The 17817-nt window shown below is 36.3% G+C and carries 15 protein-coding genes and 1 pseudogene; 12 read left to right on the plus strand and 4 right to left on the minus strand.

What is annotated here, in order from left to right; translation table 11 throughout:
• The first annotated feature begins 568 nt into the window (after positions 1–568).
• From B0A64_RS09125 to B0A64_RS09180, 10 genes are all read left to right on the plus strand, one after another.
• Positions 569–1993, plus strand: a complete 1425-nt coding sequence (locus B0A64_RS09125; protein ID WP_089479200.1) for an AAA family ATPase — start codon at positions 569–571, stop codon at positions 1991–1993.
• Positions 1974–2642 (plus strand): HNH endonuclease, encoded by a 669-nt coding sequence (locus B0A64_RS09130; RefSeq protein WP_089479201.1) that lies wholly within the window; start codon positions 1974–1976, stop codon positions 2640–2642. Before B0A64_RS09125 ends, B0A64_RS09130 begins: the two co-directional genes overlap by 20 nt.
• A gap of 446 nt (positions 2643–3088) precedes the next feature.
• On the plus strand, positions 3089–3565 hold the full coding sequence (locus B0A64_RS09140; protein ID WP_089479203.1) for a hypothetical protein: 477 nt from the start codon (positions 3089–3091) through the stop codon (positions 3563–3565).
• A gap of 126 nt (positions 3566–3691) precedes the next feature.
• Positions 3692–4714, plus strand: a complete 1023-nt coding sequence (locus B0A64_RS09145) for an HNH endonuclease signature motif containing protein (RefSeq protein ID WP_208863525.1) — start codon at positions 3692–3694, stop codon at positions 4712–4714.
• A 210-nt stretch (positions 4715–4924) separates the two neighbouring features.
• The gene (locus B0A64_RS09150) at positions 4925–5509 is read left to right on the plus strand and encodes a hypothetical protein (RefSeq protein WP_089479205.1); all 585 of its coding nucleotides are present in this window, start codon (positions 4925–4927) and stop codon (positions 5507–5509) included.
• A gap of 62 nt (positions 5510–5571) precedes the next feature.
• The gene (locus B0A64_RS09155) at positions 5572–6069 is read left to right on the plus strand and encodes a hypothetical protein (RefSeq protein ID WP_089479206.1); all 498 of its coding nucleotides are present in this window, start codon (positions 5572–5574) and stop codon (positions 6067–6069) included.
• Between the two features lie 191 nt (positions 6070–6260).
• Entirely contained in the window at positions 6261–6785 is a 525-nt protein-coding gene (locus B0A64_RS09160) for a hypothetical protein (protein WP_089479207.1), read from the plus strand.
• Between the two features lie 587 nt (positions 6786–7372).
• Positions 7373–7660: a hypothetical protein gene (locus B0A64_RS09170; protein ID WP_123875894.1), complete on the plus strand. Its 288-nt coding sequence runs from the start codon at positions 7373–7375 to the stop codon at positions 7658–7660.
• A 290-nt stretch (positions 7661–7950) separates the two neighbouring features.
• Positions 7951–8589, plus strand: a complete 639-nt coding sequence (locus B0A64_RS09175; RefSeq protein ID WP_089479210.1) for a class I SAM-dependent methyltransferase — start codon at positions 7951–7953, stop codon at positions 8587–8589.
• Positions 8590–8765: 176 nt separating this feature from the next.
• Positions 8766–10274 carry a PAS domain-containing sensor histidine kinase gene (locus B0A64_RS09180; protein ID WP_089479211.1) on the plus strand — a complete coding sequence of 503 codons (1509 nt, stop codon included), beginning with the start codon at positions 8766–8768 and terminating at the stop codon, positions 10272–10274.
• A gap of 335 nt (positions 10275–10609) precedes the next feature.
• Here the strand turns inward: B0A64_RS09180 and B0A64_RS09190 are convergent, their stop codons facing one another.
• Complete coding sequence (locus tag B0A64_RS09190) at positions 10610–12307, minus strand: amidohydrolase (protein WP_208863526.1); 1698 nt, start codon at positions 12305–12307, stop codon at positions 10610–10612.
• Positions 12308–12482: 175 nt separating this feature from the next.
• The gene (locus B0A64_RS09195) at positions 12483–13817 is read right to left on the minus strand and encodes a metal-dependent hydrolase family protein (protein ID WP_089479213.1); all 1335 of its coding nucleotides are present in this window, start codon (positions 13815–13817) and stop codon (positions 12483–12485) included.
• A 125-nt stretch (positions 13818–13942) separates the two neighbouring features.
• Between B0A64_RS09195 and B0A64_RS25510 the strand changes: the two are divergent.
• Positions 13943–14177, plus strand: a pseudogene (locus B0A64_RS25510) (chromate transporter); the annotation flags it as partial.
• Positions 14178–15150: 973 nt separating this feature from the next.
• Here the strand turns inward: B0A64_RS25510 and B0A64_RS09205 are convergent.
• Both B0A64_RS09205 and icd read right to left on the minus strand, forming a co-directional pair.
• Positions 15151–15537, minus strand: a complete 387-nt coding sequence (locus B0A64_RS09205) for a DUF983 domain-containing protein (protein ID WP_089479215.1) — start codon at positions 15535–15537, stop codon at positions 15151–15153.
• Between the two features lie 78 nt (positions 15538–15615).
• Positions 15616–16887, minus strand: coding sequence for an NADP-dependent isocitrate dehydrogenase (gene icd / locus B0A64_RS09210; RefSeq protein WP_262495532.1), 1272 nt, complete (start codon positions 16885–16887; stop codon positions 15616–15618).
• A gap of 124 nt (positions 16888–17011) precedes the next feature.
• On the opposite strand from icd, the gene B0A64_RS09215 reads away from it, so the two are divergent.
• Entirely contained in the window at positions 17012–17707 is a 696-nt protein-coding gene (locus tag B0A64_RS09215) for a Crp/Fnr family transcriptional regulator (RefSeq protein ID WP_089479217.1), read from the plus strand.
• Positions 17708–17817 lie beyond the last annotated feature (110 nt).

Genomic DNA, 17817 nt, shown 5'->3' on the forward strand with positions numbered 1-17817 from the left:
TTTTTTCAATATTTCAATTCTCATTTCTGACATTTTTTTTTATTCGTCTAAAGAGCCGCAGTATGCTATGTTTTGTTTCATGAGCATAAAAAGGTGAGTGTCCGGCAAAAGCAAGGCTCTTGCAAAAAATACAACCCGGATGGGTGGAGATTTTTTGGCAAGACCTGAAAGGCCCGGCCTTGCTTTGGCTCAAGGACACGGACTACCTTTGCTCCTGAAATAAACAGAAGCATACAGGGTCTTTGATAAAAAGCAAAGGGGAAGCAATTGGGATACTGTGGATAAACAGCAGTCAGGAAGAAAAGCAGTATGCACTGGGTGAATTCCTAAAGTTGTCCCCTGAATCTACGAAGTACTGTAAAGGACACGGACTAAAAATATTTAGTGACAGCTATTGCCGCACAGCTAAAAAGATTTGGTATTTATTCTTATATTCGCTAAAAAACCTTAATAATTGACAAAGCCAACTACAAAAAGTTGTGTTGGTGCCATTTTATGGCCGGTATAGATTAGTGGGTAGCAAGTGTAACTGATACTGTAAATAGACACATAATACTTATAAATAATAATGCAAGGAGTAAGAATATTAAATAGCATAATTAATGGACAATCATTCCCAGTCAGTCCTTTATCTGTAGCAAATGCAGAAAAAAATTTCTTTACTGTAATTATTGGAAATAATGCGGCTGGTAAAAGTAGGTTTTTAGTAGGTATTTTGAATTCTTTAAGACATGCAGGTAATCAAAGACTAAAAGGAAATGATGAGAAAATTGAAATTGAACTCTTATTCAATGGTGAAAACAAAATTATTGGGAATCGTGATTATGGAACTTTATTCGAAATTCAAGATGAAATAAATCTTTTGTCAATCTCGAATAGCCTCTTTGATAAATTTCCTCATCAAGTTAAATCAGATAAAAATTATGCATACGTAGGTTCTAGAATGACTGGTATTAGTACTCATAGACGTGCAATTATTAATGATTTAATGGACATTTTTAGTACTAATCTTCAAGATGAAACGTTTGTTAAAAAAGCAAAGCAACTATTTGATTTTCTTAAGATAAAACCAATAATTAAAATTTCACTTAGAAGTTCATTTAGTTCAAATCATAGTCGAACTTCAAATCTTTTTGAAAATCTTAATTCACCACTAGATTTAAAAAATAGACTCCTCGAAATCTCAAAGCAAGGTTTCTATAGACAACAATCAAATGTTATTGAGAAATATGCTAATAATGATGAATTCATATCTGGCTTTTTTGAATATTTACAATCTAACTTTTTTGACTTTAAAAGTTCTTCTAGAAAACAATTAAAATATCTTGAAATATATCTTGATGAGTCAAATACTAATTCATCCTTTGTAAATGAATATACTTATTTTTCACTTTTACGAAGATTAAATGTTTTGACTTATGAATATATAAAATTACAAAAAGGCAATTTAGAATATGATATTCAAGAATCAAGTACTGGTGAAATAGGATTACTTCTCACATTTTTACGGGCTATTCCAGAATTAAAGTCCAATTCAATAATATTTATTGATGAACCAGAAATAAGTTTGCATCCTTCTTGGCAAATGAGATACATTGACTTGTTAAAAAGTTTTCTTAAAGGCTATACTGGATGTCACGTTTTGATAGCAACACATTCTCACTTTTTGTTATCAGACCTTAAGGAAAACTTTGGGTCAGTTGTTGTTTTAAACAATACGAACGGTAAATTCACTGCTGAATTGAAAGACCATACTCCATACGGTTGGTCTCCTGAAGCAATTTTGTATGAAGTTTTTGGTGTAGTGAATGTTAGAAATCATTATTTTGAATATGATTTAAAAACAATGCTTTCACTCATATCTAATCGTTCTGATGATTTAAATAAAATCAAAAATTACATAGAAAAATTCAAACAATTTAATTATCAAGATGGTGACCCCCTTCATTTAATAATTAAGGAAGCTGAAGCTTATGTCAAAGAAAAAAAGTAGTCCCTTTTTATTTCAAAACCTTAAAGGGAAATCGATAAGTTTTGCTGCTGATGAACAAATAATCATTGATGGTTTAAAACCTTTATTAGGTGGTGAATGGGACGGAAAGATAAAAAAAGGTTGTGTTATAAGAAGAGTTGATAGAAATAAAGTTGTTACAAAAATAAAAGAGAAGTTAGAAAAAAAACAAGGAGAATACTGCATATATTGTGGTTTACATCAAGATCATTGTGGAAGATTAGAACGAGAACATATTGCCCCTAAAGGAACTGTATCATTTCCAACATTTATGTTTGAACCTCTTAATCTTGTTCTTGCCTGTCATCATTGCAATGTTGATTTAAAAGGTGAATTTAATACTATTTCAAAATTTTCAACAAATTATTCTAAATGCAAGTTTAATATTGTTCATCCATATTTAGATGAAATTGAAAAGCATATTGTTTATGCTGTAGATAATGGTAGAGCTTTAATTAAAGCTGCACCTTGGTCAAGAAAAGGAAAGAAACATATTAAATTATTCGAATTAGATAGTGTTCCTAAAACTGATAAAAGAAGCGGATTATTAATAGTGAGTAGTCTAACTATAAGTAGTAAGTATGATAAAATATTAAATTCTGCTTTGAACAAAAAATTTATTAGGTTGTAATTTATTGGCAAGATGATTAGTAAAAACAATAAACACCAGCTACCAACATAGATGCTTGGCGAGATTGGGGTTTTAGGTTTAATGTAAAGTTTGTTTTGTATTTGGAAAATTTGTGTTTAACCGAAAAATCTCGCACCTTTATTCCCCAACCTAGCCAAGCGAATTCCGTTCCTGTGTCCTGAGCTGTCGCAAAGCCACAACATTATATGATATTTAAAGAACTACATTGTGCAAAAAATAGTCGAAATTATTGAATATGAAAATGAAAGTCACAGAGTAGACTTTAAAAAGATTGAATATCCGTTAGGAAAGGACGCTAAAAAGAATGAGATCCTTAAAGATTTCTCTGCTTTTGCTAATCACTTATCTGACGATGATAAATTTATAATACTTGGTGTAAAAGAAAAGGAAGACAAATCAAAAGAAACTTTTNNGATATTGATGTTGTGCCTGTTATCGGGAAACCATCAAACAAAGAAATTAATAAATGGGATGTAAAATATCTTGATTTAAAAATAACAAACAAATCAAATAAATCAATTGATATTGATGTTGAAATATTACTTAAAAAATCTCAAGATTATGAGATTTTATTAGAAGATGATTTTTTACGTGAAATCCAGAGACAAGAGAATCTACAAAAGAAATCAAGTCCTTTTTTATCATCAGTATATCTTAATCCCATTGTAAGTAATATGTACATTACTTCAAGAGAAAATGAAACAGAATTTATTGTTGAGAGGAATCAATTAAAACAGAAGTTTGCTTTAACACTTCCACAAAATTCCGTTAATGACAATGTATTTCTAGAATCTATTATCTTATTGGAGAGAAAATCAAATTTAATTGAAGCTCAAGTTTTAGTAAGAAGTGATGATTTCACTAAAGGAGCTCTAATCAAAAACATAACTTTTGAAACATAAAAAAACAGCACGTAAAAGCTCAATGGATTTTATGGCCGGTATAATTAGTTAGCGGTCAACATATTACGACCCTAATATTAACTAACATCTAACCGACAAACGATTTTAATAGTAAATATGGTTGACTTGGAAGATTTTAAACAAGAAAGTGAATGCGTTTACAAAGTTGAACGTTATTCTGTTCGTGACAACGGAGCAGTATTACGTCATCCGCTTGGCGGAAAACGACCCCGGCCAACCGACAAGAGTTGGACTTTTGGAAAACTAAACACCAAAACGGGTTATTTAGAAATTGCTTCGGTTCGTGTTCACAGAATAGTTGCAACTGCATTTCACGGAGAGCCACCAACAAAAGAACATGTTGTTGACCACATTGACACCAACAAACAAAATAATCGACCAACCAATCTACGCTGGGTAACAAGATTAGAAAACATCTTGCTGAACCCTATTACTGCCAGACGAATTGAACTTATTTGCGGAAGTGTTGAAGCGTTTCTTGCCGACCCTTCAAAATTCCGTGACAAATTTCCAGACCCAAACTATGAGTGGATGTGTGCTGTTTCAGCAGAAGAAGCTCAAGTAAGTTTAAAACGAATGCTGTCTTGGGCAAAAAGCGATAAACCACTGCAGGGAGGTTCGTTAGGAGAATGGATTTTCAGCCGAGAAATTGTTGAAAATACATCTGTTACACGACCTAATTACATAATGTCTAAAACGCATAATGCAGCACAGCGCATTGTTTTCAACTTTGAGGACAAACCAAATGAATATCCAAGCACTCCACAAGTGTTTGAGGGCGACCCGTTGACAGCATATAATGAATGTTTGACCAAGGGAGCTATTTTCTTCCGAAACCATAACGGAGAATATTTAGTTGTTAAAAGTGGGTTTTCCAAAGACAAGCGAATCCTATGTGTGCTGACAAGGGCTGCTTATGTATACCGGGAACAAAAAGATGGAGAATGGCAACCCGTACCAGTAGCTGAACTTCCAGAAAAAGTTTCTGACAAAGATTTGCCTCATTCACTTGCGGAAATAACGTATGAAGATGGTTTATTTGTACACGGAAAGGCAGAAACGGGTTTCCATCCAACGGAAGAGTTAGAAGAATTATTCGATGACTTAATAAAAGGATTAGATAGATGAATTGATTATTGTTAAACTTAAAATATATAAATTTGGACAAAATACCGAACCCCAACAGCCGTTTGGCGAGATTGTGGTTTTAGGCTTAACGGGAATTTGGTTTTGTATTTGTAATATTTGGCAAATCCAAAGAATGGAAATAATGTAGTCAAACCTGCTGTAGTATCAGAACGTTACTAGCAAACCAAACAAAAATCAACACTGAAAAATATGAGAAAAATATTCATCACTATACTTTTCCTCTTTTGCTACTTCAATATTTCCGCACAAGCTAAAATCTCTAAAACTGGTGAGAAGAATAAAATCGAAATAATCGATGAAAAAATCCCTTATAAAGAAATATTACTTTCCTTTCTCGGAACTTTAAGTGCCTTTTTAATTTGGAGAGTCCAACATCAAAAAGACAAAATTAAGGATATAGAAAGCCAGCTATCCGAAAAAAAATATAAATTATATTCTGAAATAGTATATTTAATTGTGGACTTAAGTATGGCTAGTAAAATGGGCGAAAAACCATTGACAGAAGAAGATATTCTAAAAAGACTTTTAACTGCAAAGAGAGAAATGTTTCTTTATGCACCTGATAATATATTTAAAACGTATACTGCTTGGACATTAGAATTACAAGGACCAACTCCTGGGGTTAGCCACTTTAAAACATATTTTAAAATGATGAAATTAATCAGAAAAGATATGGGCTTTGGCTCAAGTAAAATAAACTTAGATGATTTTATGCTGTTTCTTATGCAAAACAAAGAAGAATATCAAAAATTTAAAGAAGTGAATAATTGGTGATAACGGTTCAGCTGGTAAGAGCCACTACAACATTAGCAGTAATATTTTAGAAATAAAAGCTTATGACAACAACAACTATTGACCACTTAAACTTAGTTTTCACTTTTATAAACTTATGTGTTTTCATTTACTTTACTATACTTGTTTATAAATATAATAAATCTAAAGATCGTATTGATTTTTTACGTCAAGTTCCTCTAATTTCCATTGAACAAAATTATAACAGCAACTATTATATCAAAAATGTAGGGAGCGGTCCAGCTCTAAATGTTAGAATGTTAAGCCAACCTGATTTTGAGAATAAAACATGGAGAAAAAACGAAATCGGATATAGTTTGTTTGGAGATTCAACTGAAATTGAATTAAACACATTTGATAAAAGTGCTTATCTAATATTATATACTGACATTCATCAGAAAAAATATTTTTCATATATGAACAATAATATTTTAAGTTTTGGCACTTATAAAAAAACTAAATCTCACGATGAAATTAATAAAATTCTGAAGTTTAAAAAACCAAAAGAACAGTTAAGGGATAAACATTCTCCATCTGTTTAAAAATACTACTTCTAATGGCTATTACAAATCATTTGGACAATTGGCCTAGTGGAAAGTTGATTTTGTATTTGGGGTGATTTGCACGCCTGTTCGCTATCGTTCAGATGGCAAATCCAAAGAATGGCTTAATTTAGTCCCAAACTCGATGTAGTACCGAACGTAGTGCGAAACTATACCAAAAAAAACCGAAAATGATACCAGAATTTAAACCTTCACTAACTTTTGAATTTAATAATTCAAAAAAAATATTTGAAAACTTACTCGAGGAATATTCTGATTTTGATAAGCAACCTCTTAAATCGAGATTTGCAATAAATTGTGCAATAAACTCTTGGCATTTAACTGACTGGACTTTTCAAGAATTCTTTATTAATGATATTCGATTTCAAGATAAAGTTAGCGTTGATAAAAAAGGTAATGACAATTTCGTCCAAGGAATAATTCTTTATCAACAATACTTAACAAAACTTTGTCCTGAATTAGAGTATATGAGATTAATTACAAATGGAACTAAACATTGCATTTTAAAAGATAAAAACCGAAAAGAAAAAACAATTACCAAAGTGGGTGATTTTTGTAGTTCAGATTTTTCAAGACACGATTTTAATGTAACTCGTTTTATTATAGAGATAGATAAAGAAAAGAATATCGATTTTGAAAAAACACTTTTGAAAACAATGGAATTTTGGAAAGAATTCATAATAGCACCTAAATAAACAGCTATCGACAATAGCTACTACAACGGATTTGGGCAATTGGCTAAATGCAAGGTTGGTTTTGTATTTGGGATGATTTACTTTATCTATTCGCTAAGGCTCGGTTGTTTGGCCTGTTTGATATCTCCGGTGGAAAATCCAATAATAGATCTTAATTTAGTCCCAAACTGCTGTAATAGCATTGTGCAATACTCCCTAGCCCCGATAGTAGTGGAAATCCTTTTGTGCCGGGGTTCGGCACAAAAGATTGGAACGGATAGCGGGAAAAAGCTCCAAAAAAATAATATCAAACCGAAAAAGATACAACAAAAAATTACCACAAGGACCACCGTAATTCTCAAAACCAAATCAAAGACCCAAAAAGCACAGGTCCAGAGAGCAGCCCTTATGACCCGGAGAACCCCCGTAAGGAATCCCAAAGCGGCCCCAAAGACATAACCGGGAAGGACATAGAAAAGGACCTTATAGATAATAACAGCAGAATGATACTAATTTGAACTCGGATGTAAGGTAAAATACCTAAAATAATAATCAAATCTTTGTACCTTTATTCAAAGCTATTGTGTTATTGTTTAAACTATTATATCTTGGAAAAATCATCCGTTTATTTTGACAGTATACTAAGCAGGCTTGCCCGGAGTTACCCAGGCACCTGCCCGTTAGAAGATCTGGCATCCCTTGTAATGCCCCAGTATAATATCCTGAAAACATTTAGCGAAAATATTACTGCCCAAAGGCAATACCAGGCAAAAATACTAGATACCCTGATCCTGCTGGATGATCAGGGGTACATTGTCCTTGATCCAGACACAGATGAGAGTTCCATAACCCTGAAGGGCCTTCTGAAAATAAACAATACGGTATTTAGCAATTAACCTGTGCCGCATAATTCGAATAAATACAGCTTTACAACCCGTAATTTGAAATTTGCCGCGCACTGATAAAAACAGTAAAAATAATCCTCCCTAATCATCGCCCCCAAAAACTCCTGAAGAATTTAAGGCGTTTTTTATGGTGGCCTTGTACTTAAAAAAAAATCACCTATTTGGTGTATTTTCATTTTTAATCGTATTTTAGTTTAACAGAAAATACTAGAGTTTGATAAAGCTGTAAACTACTTATACTTACACAACTTTATGATTCATTTTTTATTACAGCAACGACAATGGACCCATACACAGAATCATTTAAAATCTGGAACAAGATCGCTTCACTGTATCAGGACAGGTTTATGGACCTTGACCTCTACAATGCCACTTATGACTTTGTATGTAATTCAATGGATAAAACAGAACCAAAAATTCTGGAAATTGGCTGCGGTCCGGGAAATATTACAAAGTACCTGTTATCAAAAAGGCCGGACTTTGATATTTTCGGCATTGACATCGCCCCAAAAATGATAGAGCTTGCAAAAAAGAATAATCCGACAGCCCGTTTTTCGGTAATGGACAGCAGAAAAATTGACCAGATCAAAGAAAAATATGACGCCATAGTCTGCGGCTTTTGCCTTCCGTATTTATCGCAGGCTGACTCTCAAAAACTCATCAGTGACTCTTATAAGCTGCTCAGTGATAATGGACTGGTTTATATGAGTTTTGTAGAAGGCGACCCGGAGAGATCCGGTTTTCAGTCTGGCAGCAGCGGGGAAAGGATTTACTTCTATTTTCATACTTTAGAGGATTTAAAAACAGAATTTGTACAAAATAAATTTGAAGAGCTTCAGGTATTCAAAGCAGCATACAGGAAATCAGAAACCAAGACTGAGATTCACACCATACTAACTGCCAGAAAGAAGGCTGTATAAAAAGTAAATCCGCCGCCTTGCATTTTGTGACAAAATGATATGGTGTTTTCAAAACCTGAAATCTACAACTTATAAACCTTTACAATATTGGAATGATGAAACATTCACCTGAATTATTATAACACCAAACGTTATAATTTAAAATACATTCGAACAAAAATAAAACCCCGTCAACGATGTATGATAATATATTTCTATTGAAAGACATTGTGGAGAATGCTCCTCTGCCTATAGCCGTTTATACAGGTGATGAACTAAAAATAGAACTGGCCAATCCCGCCATGATACAAGCCTGGGGCAAAGGCGGTCAGGTTATTGGAAAAACATACCTTGAAGTACTTCCTGAAACCCAAAACCAGCCGTTTTTTGAGCAGGCACTCCAGGTGCTCAAGACCGGAATTCCCTTTCATGCCAAAGACAAAAAAGTAGACCTTGTAATTGATGGGGGCTTGAAAACCTATTATTTTGACTACAACTTTATTCCTCTTTTTGATAAAGAGGCTAACATCTACGGCGTGATGAACACAGGAGCAGATGTAACGGACCTGCATCTGGCAAAGCTACAGACCCAAAGCGCAGAGGAAAGGCTCAGAATGGCCATTGATTCCTCAGGCATGGGGACCTATGAAATAGACCTTGCCACAAAGAAAATCAAAACTTCCGGAAATTTCAATACAATCTGGTCTATCGACGGGGAAATAGCCAACGAACAGCTCATCTCAAAACTGCACCCCGAGGATCAGGCACTGCGCGAGAAAGCGCACCTGCAGGCACAGAGAACAGGAAAAATGTGCTATGAGGCCCGAATTGTAAATGAGGACCAGAGTATTAAATGGGTGAAGATCAATGGTAAAATCATCACGGACGAGAATGAAACCCCTTCCACTATTATCGGCATTATCCAGGATATCCATGAGCAGAAAGCCTTTGAAGAGGAATTAAAAAACAAGGTGGAGCAAAGCACGCAGGAGCTCAGAAGATCCAATGATGACCTTTTGCATTTCGCCAATGTAGTGAGCCATGACCTGAGAGAGCCGGTGAGAAAAATTAAAAGCTTCAGCTCCCTTTTAAGAAATGAAAAGCAAATCCACTTTAGTGAAAATGCTAAAAAATATATCAGCAAAATTGAGCAGTCTACCCAAAGAATGGGCAACCTGATAGAGGGGATACTGGCCTATTCGACACTGGACAAAACCATGCAGCCTATTGAAAAAATTGATCTGAGTGAAGTGATTGAAAACATAAAAACAGACCTGGAACTCCTTATAAAAGAAAAAGGCGCCATACTGATCACTTGTGAATTCCCGGAAATAGAAGGCGCGCCGATTCTAATTGGCCAGCTTTTCTACAACCTGATACAAAATGCGCTGAAATTCTCCAAGGCAGATGAGCCGCCGAGGGTCATCATAACCTGCTCTGTGGTGAATATTGAAGGCCGGGACTCGGTAGAGATCAAAATCAAAGACAATGGCATAGGGATTGATGAGGCTTTCGCCGAGAAAATTTTTACTGCCTTTGAAAGGCTGCATTCCAAAGACAAGTATGAAGGCAACGGCCTGGGACTTGCACTGTGCAGAAAAATAGCCAAAAGGCATCATGGTACGATCACCGCCCTGGGCCAGAAAGATAACGGAGCTGAGTTCACCGTAACGCTGCCCCTGAGACAGACAGCGGATACTATTTGAAAATCTTATTTTATATCCTGTTTGTATCAAAAATGCTTCGATATTTATTCCAGCAGCTACTTTTTTGATCTGATAATTTACAGAGAAGAAATATCCTTTTGCTGTTACAGAATTATCTTCATTGGCTGGTCTGTCCCCTAAAAACAGGGTTCTTAAACTTCCCGAATCAGCGCCATGGGTTTGCTGAAGAATGTTTTGGGCTTTTTGGTCCAAAACTACGCGCGTATCATTGCAGCTTAGGCAGGTGGTGAGAGGAGAAATCGACATGAGATCCTTTCTTGAACCCAGACAAATAAAGAAAAGAATAGGCAGAGGATTATCAATATTACTTCCTATTACTTCATTTTATAAATGGATTTTCCTTCTTTGATGGTTTCCAGTACTTTGATATCCTTTATTTTCATAACATCAACTTTGGTTGGGTTGTCATCTAAGATAACCAGATCTGCCAGCATACCTTTTTTGAGCTGTCCTTTACTTTTCTCCTCGAAATATTGGTAAGCCGCATTAGTTGTAATGGCCTGCAAAGCCTGATACGGGGTAACTCTTTCGCCTGCCCCCACTACAACACCGTTTCTGGAAATACGGTTGACCGCAGACCATATCACAAACATCTGATCAATTGGCACTACATTGAAATCTGTATGATTGGTTGGGCGCAGGCCTAATGCTATAGCAGATTTCATGGGACTTATAGCTGATGCCTGTTTCATCCCGCGCAGCTTGATATGTGTATCTGCAAAGAAATAAGTATGCTCTGTATAAAATGAGGGAATTAGTTTCTCATACAAGAATTTTTTTAATTGGTCTTTTCTTGCAAATTGGGCATGGATAACAGTGGTTCTTCTATCTTTACTAAAGTCACCTCCCGAAGCATACTCATGTGCTTTTATACACATATCAATTGCGGCATCCCCATTGGCATGAAACATCGACTGCAGGCCGGCATCGTAGATACGCTTAAGCAATTTATTAGCAGTTTGCTGATTAAATGAAGGTTCTCCTTTCCAGTTTTTCTGGCCGCTTGGTCCATCAGCCAGATAAGGTGTGGTAAAAAAAGCAGTTCTTCCCTGCGGTGATCCGTCAACAGTGATTTTTATGCCGCCTAATTTTAAATGATTTTTATATCTGCCAAATTCATCGGGCTTATAGACTTTAAATAAAGTATCCATTTCTGTAAATAAAGGATAAGATACCACATCTATGAAAAGTTTATTTTCTTGTGCACCACGTTTAAGCAAGATGACTTCGGGCATGTGGGTTGCGCCTTCCTGTGCTGTGGTAACACCTGCAGCGGCATAAAACAGCTGCCCTTCTTTGAGCTGTGCCAGCTGCTGCTCAACTGAAGGCTTGGGCATAGCGGCAAAAATGGGCAGATAACTCATTTCCATTATCAGGCCGTAGGGTTCATTGGTGCCGGGTTTCCTTACAATTACACCGCCTTCAACAGTTTTAGTATCCGAGCTGATATTAAATTTTTCCATTGCTTTGGAATTCAGCACCACACCGTGCATGGAGACATGGATTACTATAACAGGATTATCCGGCAGGGCTTTATCCAGATCGTCACGATTTAAAAGTACACCGTCAGGCATCGCATTGTCATCATATCCATAGCCGATAATTATTTCTCCATCAGGTATTTTTTTATCTGATTTTAACCTTACCAAAGCATCTGTAATCCCTTTGATACTATTGCCATTACCGGCAGGTGATGGCTGGCAGTTGGCCTGAGAGTTCATAGCCAGAGAACTCATAAAATGGCTGTGCGGGTCTATAAATCCCGGCAGCATTGTTTTGCCTTTCAGATCACTCATAACTGTTTTGTCTCCGTGGAATTTTTCAGCTTCTGATTTAGGTCCAACAAATAAGATCTTTCCATCTTTGAGAGCCAGAGCTTCTGCATACTGCGGGGAATCCCCTTCCATTGTTAAAATTTCTCCGCCATAATAGATGGCATCAGCGGGATTTGTCACATCCTTTTTACAACTAAAGATGGAAAACAACAAAACTGTAAATAATAGTTTTCTCATAGTTTGATTTTATTTATTATAAATGATTATTTTAGAAATCTTATTCAAATCATGTAAAAAATACTTTTCAAGGACCCCGGCTTCTGAGCAAACCACCAAAGTCATTGATTGTGGAGATTTGTCTGGCTCTAACTTTAGATTCTAATTTTGATACTATTTGAGCAAAGCTTCCAAACTATTTGTTAAGTGAATTTTTATAAATAACTCCGTCTTTTATAATCAACAGCAATGTTTTTTCATAGTCTTCCAATATACTCAAATTGGTAAGAGGATTCCCGTCTACCAGTAAAATATCGGCATAAGCACCCTCTTCTATAACACCCAATTTGTTTGGATAGGGATTACGCGGACCGCTCAGAGTAAGTAATTCTGCATTTGCAGCAGTAGCCATTTTTAATATTTCATAAGGCTTATACCAGCGTAATAACTTTACAAGATCACCTGCCCTCTTAGCCGAATGCTCAGGCTCAAAAAGACAATCTGTACCAAATGCTGTTTTAATATTGTATTTTTTTGCAAAATTATAGGCCTTATCAGTACCGCTCATCATCGTTTGTTGTTTTATGCGGTTTGGCGAGCCTTCAGCATACAAACTTTTGCCGTCATCTATAAAAGGCTGCAGGCTTAACCAAGCCTTTTTATCTGCTGCCATTTTTGCTGTTTGGTCATCAATAAGCTGGGCATGATCGATACAAAGTACTCCAGCCCGCAATGCTGTTTGTATGGCTCTTGGTGTATAAGCGTGAACAGTAACATAAGTACCCCAGTTTTGTGCTGCATCAACAGCGGCTTTCATTTCGGCTTCCGTAAATTGAGATACATCTAAAGGGTCATAAGTGGAAGAAACACCTCCGCCGGCAGCAAGTTTTATTTGCACAGCACCAAGGCGAAGCTGCTCCCGCACACGTTTCAATACCTGATCCGGACCATCGGCTATTACACCAAAATTATTGCGTTCGGTAAAATCAAGGCTTGCTGTAATGTCTCTTGGAACTGCATTTGGACTAAGAAAATCACCATGACCGCCGGTTTGGGAAATCATCGCGCCTGAAGGATAAATACGCGGACCAATAATTAAACCTCTGTCTATCGCCTTTTGCAAACCGCCTGCCGGACCAGCAAGGTCTCTGAAAGTTGTAAAACCCTGCATAAGGTCTTTCTCTGCAGATTTTATAGCATTTGCAGTGATGTATTGTATATCGCTGTTCATCAGTTCTGTAATGTTCATCGATTCCATCATGATATGGGTGTGCGCATCAATAAGACCCGGCATCAAAAATTTTCCTTTGCCATCAATAATGGTCACATTTTGGCTTTTATCTATAGGGATTGCTGCTGTAGAAATTTTACTGATCAGGTTATCGACAATCAAAAGATTTCCGGTAATCGTTTTTTCGTCTTTGCCATTAAAAATCTGAACGTTATTGATGAGGATTGTTTTTTGAGCCATTGCATAAAATGAACTCATTAAAATTGCAATTATTAATAATTTTCCTTTTATAGTTTTCATATTTACACAAGTTGTTAAAAATTATAAAGTACTAATATAGTATATTTTACATTAAATATTTAATGATCCTGAAGGTTTTGGCATATAGAACTAGAAAATAGAATATAAAAACATGTGTACTGCCCACCGAAATGGCAATTCATATCGGACATGAAAAAGCAGGATGGAAAGACCTGATTACTGCGGGAATCTGCTTTATTTTTCCTACGATAATCAGGATTTTTCGCCTGGCTGTATAAAGAATACGGTCAGATTCCAGAAGTTAAACCTTCTATATACGGCATAAAACCCGCTATTATTGCCAGTATATTGTCTGTAATTTTTCCACTGGCAAAAAAATCCTTAAAAGCAATCCAGCTTGGATAAGTATTATTGTAGTATATATTACAAGAAAATCAACAGCGCTTTTATAGTTTTAGGAGGTTCCTTAATAGGGTATCTGTTAACTTTTCTCTAAATTCAAATAAAAAAAAGCATTCATAATCAATTATTTAAACCAAAAGACTATCTTAATCTTAACACTTTGTTCTTCATTAAAACTTTATCATCAGATTAAATCCACTTGTGTTTTTTATATACTAGATCAAAAGCAAGAATGCGTTTGAAAAATGCATAAATTTGTACATCTCAAATAATTTGTATAGCAGTTTACCGACTATTATTAAATACAATCAATGAATAAACCAGGATCAATAATCTCTGTAGAACCTTTACTTGATTACTTCCAAAAAAGAGGTTATATATTAAATGACCAGGAGAAATCTTTGGTACAAGAAAAGTTTCATTCCAGGCTTTACAGAAAAAGACAGTATGTTTTACAGGAAGGCGACATCTGCACGCAATTTAATTTTGTGGTGAGAGGCTCTGCCTGAGAACTTGGTGTGAAGACCTTTTTTGCTACAAAAAATTAAATCCCCCTTTTAGTTTGAATAAATAAATTATTACATTCTATGGCATAATCAAATATAAAATTAAATACATTTTATATCAATTCACAACAGGACATCCAAACCAAAATCATGAAGTCATATAAATACAGCACCTGCTTGTACTCCGTATGCTATGTTTTACTGCATCAGTATAAAAGGTGAAGTAAGTACAACAACTGGGTTTGAATGTGCAGTTCTCCAAGACAAAAAAGGGCTCCTGAGCAGCCCTAGCCCCGATAGCAGTGAAAATCCTTTTGTGCCGGTGTTCGGCACAAAAGATTGGAACGTATAGCGGGAAGAGCTCCTAAAAAATAAATACTATACTATTCATAAAAAACAATTTTACCCCTTAAACATTCAGCTAAAACCTTATGCTGTACTACATTTTCTGCCGTATTTAAAACCTATTTATTCCCGCTGCCCACATAATGAATGGTAAAATGAAGCAGAAGCGCCCTGGAAATTCGCATTATGGGAATCTGCAGCGCAAAACAGATAATAATAAAAAATCCCAGCATCATTTCCAAAGGAAGGCAGTATGCCTCTTTCAAAAGAAACCCAAAAAAAATCATGGGCACAAAAAGGATTAAAACTATCGGATAACTAATCCATAGCGAAGCCGAATAAAATCCAGGTTCAATCCGGAAATCCTGATTGCAGTGCTCACATCTCTCGGGCATTTTTAAAATAGATTTAAAAACAAAAAGCCCCGGGTTTATAAATAAATTCCCCTTATAGCACCGAGGACATTTTAAGGCAAAAATGTTGTATAATTTTGTTGTTTCTCTCATGGTACATGTAAATTATAATAATATAATCAAGAGAGCCCAATTAAGAACTCTCCGGATTAAGCAGCTAATGAAACATACTTACATATTATCGACAACTGCCTGGCCGAATTCAGAACATTTGACCAGGGTTGCCCCTTGCATCAAACGCTCAAAATCATACGTAACGATTTTATTCCCGATTGCGCCTTTTAGCCCCTTTACGATAAGATCGGCCGCATCCTGCCAGCCCATATATTCAAGCATCATGACCCCTGAAAGGATTTCAGAAGAAGGATTTACCTTATCGAGATCCTTATACTTAGGGGCAGTACCGTGCGTGGCTTCAAAAATAGAAACCCCTGTGGCGTAATTAATATTGGCTCCGGGTGCTATTCCTATTCCTCCCACGATAGCGGCCAGGGCATCTGAAATGTAATCCCCGTTAAGATTTAGCGTAGCAATGACATCATACTGCTCGGGCCTTAGGATAATCTGCTGCAAAAACGCATCGGCTATTACATCTTTTATAATCACCTTATGTCCATATTTTTCCATTACCAGCCAGGGGCCACCCTCATACTCTTTGGCCCCAAACTCCTCTTTGGCCAGCTGATAACCCCACTGCTTAAACTGCCCCTCGGTAAATTTCATGATATTTCCCTTGTGCACAATAGTTACGGAATCCTTCCTGAAATCAATGGCATGCTTGAAAGCCGCTCGTATCAGACGCTCACTTCCTTCTTTGGAAACCGGTTTAATACCAATGGATACCGTATTGGGAAACCTAATGTTCTTTACACCCATCTCATCAATTAGAAAGTTCTTCACCTTTTTGAGTTCCGGCGTTCCTGCCATCCATTCGATACCGGCGTAAATATCTTCGGTATTTTCCCTGAAAATAATCATATCTACTTTCTCAGGCGCTTTTACCGGAGAGGGAACCCCTTTAAACCACTTTACCGGTCTTACGCAGGCATATAAATCCAGTTTTTGTCTCAGGGCAACATTCAGCGATCGCATCCCGCCGCCAACCGGGGTAGTCAAAGGCCCTTTAATGGCAACCAGAAATTCCTCAATATCTTTAATAGTCTGGTCCGGAAGCCAGTTTCCTGTCTTTTCAAAAGCCTTCTCACCGGCATATATTTCCTTCCACTGGATCTTTCTGCTTGTGCCGTATGCCTTTTTAACCGCAGCATCAAACACCAGTCTTGAAGCTTTCCAAATATCCGCCCCTATGCCGTCTCCTTCTATAAAAGGGATTATAGGATGGGAAGGCACAACGAGCCTCCCGTTTTGAATACTTATTTTATTTTCGTTCATCATTTTGTAAATTTTTGAAAAAAAGTTCCACGCAGACTTTCCTTGATTCAACTTTATTTTCGTTATTTAACCTTTACTATCCGGTTCAGTTTTCTATAGAAACAGAACTGATATAGTTTTGTAAATATATAACATTTGTTATGTGTTAAATTAATAAATGTTATATATTTGACATATGAAAGATTTCTTTGCCCAATTCGATTTCCAGAGTAACCTCCTTTTTGAAAACCTGAGCGAGCCCGAGAATCAGGCCGTTGAAAATGTAATGGAGTCCCTTGTGATAAAAAAAGGCAGTATGCTTTTCTTTGAGGGCGGTATCCCTACTGGTATCTATCAAATTAAAAAGGGCAAAGCCAAAAAATTCAAACGCGGTTTTACCGGTGAGGAGCAAATATTTTATATTTATACAACCGATGACGTACTGGGATACCATGCCCTTTTGGGACAGGAAAGATATCAGGACTCCTGTGAGGCCCTGGAAGATTTAACAGTACATTTCATTGCCCGGGAGGATTTTCTCAGACTGCTGAGCGAAATCCCTGCCTTGCAACAAACCCTTATTAAAAATATCGGTCACGAATTTGGTGTCCTGGCCAACATCATTGCAGTACTGGCACAAAAGAACCAAAATGCACGCCTGGCACTGTTTTTACTGCTGTTAGAAAACAAATTCAATCGCAATTCCACAACCCTAAAAGGCATCGACCTCACGCGTGATGACCTGGCAAATCTTATCGGGACCTCACAGGAAAGCCTGGGCAGAAGCCTTAAGCAATTTAAGGAACAGGGCTGTATTGAAACGGACAAAAGAAATATTTATATAAAAGACAAAAAACAATTAGAGCAGTTACTGCAGGTCAAAACGGACTGATTTTTATGGCCGTAAAAATAGACTGATTGCTTGTTTAAAAAAATGACCAACATCACCTGAGAAGGTAATGCTGGTCATTTTTGCTTTTTGCACTTCCCCTTAACTTGCCC

Source organism: Flavobacterium araucananum, from assembly GCF_002222055.1.
GTDB classification, from domain to species: Bacteria; Bacteroidota; Bacteroidia; order Flavobacteriales; family Flavobacteriaceae; genus Flavobacterium; species Flavobacterium araucananum.

What these genes read in the sequence shown, in the direction of transcription:
- B0A64_RS09180 (WP_089479211.1), top strand. Translation starts at nt 8,766, where the DNA reads ATGTATGATAATATATTTCTATTGAAAGACATTGTGGAGAATGCTCCT.
- B0A64_RS09205 (WP_089479215.1), bottom strand. Translation starts at nt 15,537, where the DNA reads ATGAGAGAAACAACAAAATTATACAACATTTTTGCCTTAAAATGTCCT.
- B0A64_RS09125 (WP_089479200.1), top strand. Translation starts at nt 569, where the DNA reads ATGCAAGGAGTAAGAATATTAAATAGCATAATTAATGGACAATCATTC.
- B0A64_RS09160 (WP_089479207.1), top strand. Translation starts at nt 6,261, where the DNA reads ATGATACCAGAATTTAAACCTTCACTAACTTTTGAATTTAATAATTCA.
- B0A64_RS09175 (WP_089479210.1), top strand. Translation starts at nt 7,951, where the DNA reads ATGGACCCATACACAGAATCATTTAAAATCTGGAACAAGATCGCTTCA.
- B0A64_RS09215 (WP_089479217.1), top strand. Translation starts at nt 17,012, where the DNA reads ATGAAAGATTTCTTTGCCCAATTCGATTTCCAGAGTAACCTCCTTTTT.
- B0A64_RS09150 (WP_089479205.1), top strand. Translation starts at nt 4,925, where the DNA reads ATGAGAAAAATATTCATCACTATACTTTTCCTCTTTTGCTACTTCAAT.
- B0A64_RS09195 (WP_089479213.1), bottom strand. Translation starts at nt 13,817, where the DNA reads ATGAAAACTATAAAAGGAAAATTATTAATAATTGCAATTTTAATGAGT.
- B0A64_RS09155 (WP_089479206.1), top strand. Translation starts at nt 5,572, where the DNA reads ATGACAACAACAACTATTGACCACTTAAACTTAGTTTTCACTTTTATA.
- B0A64_RS09190 (WP_208863526.1), bottom strand. Translation starts at nt 12,307, where the DNA reads ATGAGAAAACTATTATTTACAGTTTTGTTGTTTTCCATCTTTAGTTGT.
- B0A64_RS09130 (WP_089479201.1), top strand. Translation starts at nt 1,974, where the DNA reads ATGTCAAAGAAAAAAAGTAGTCCCTTTTTATTTCAAAACCTTAAAGGG.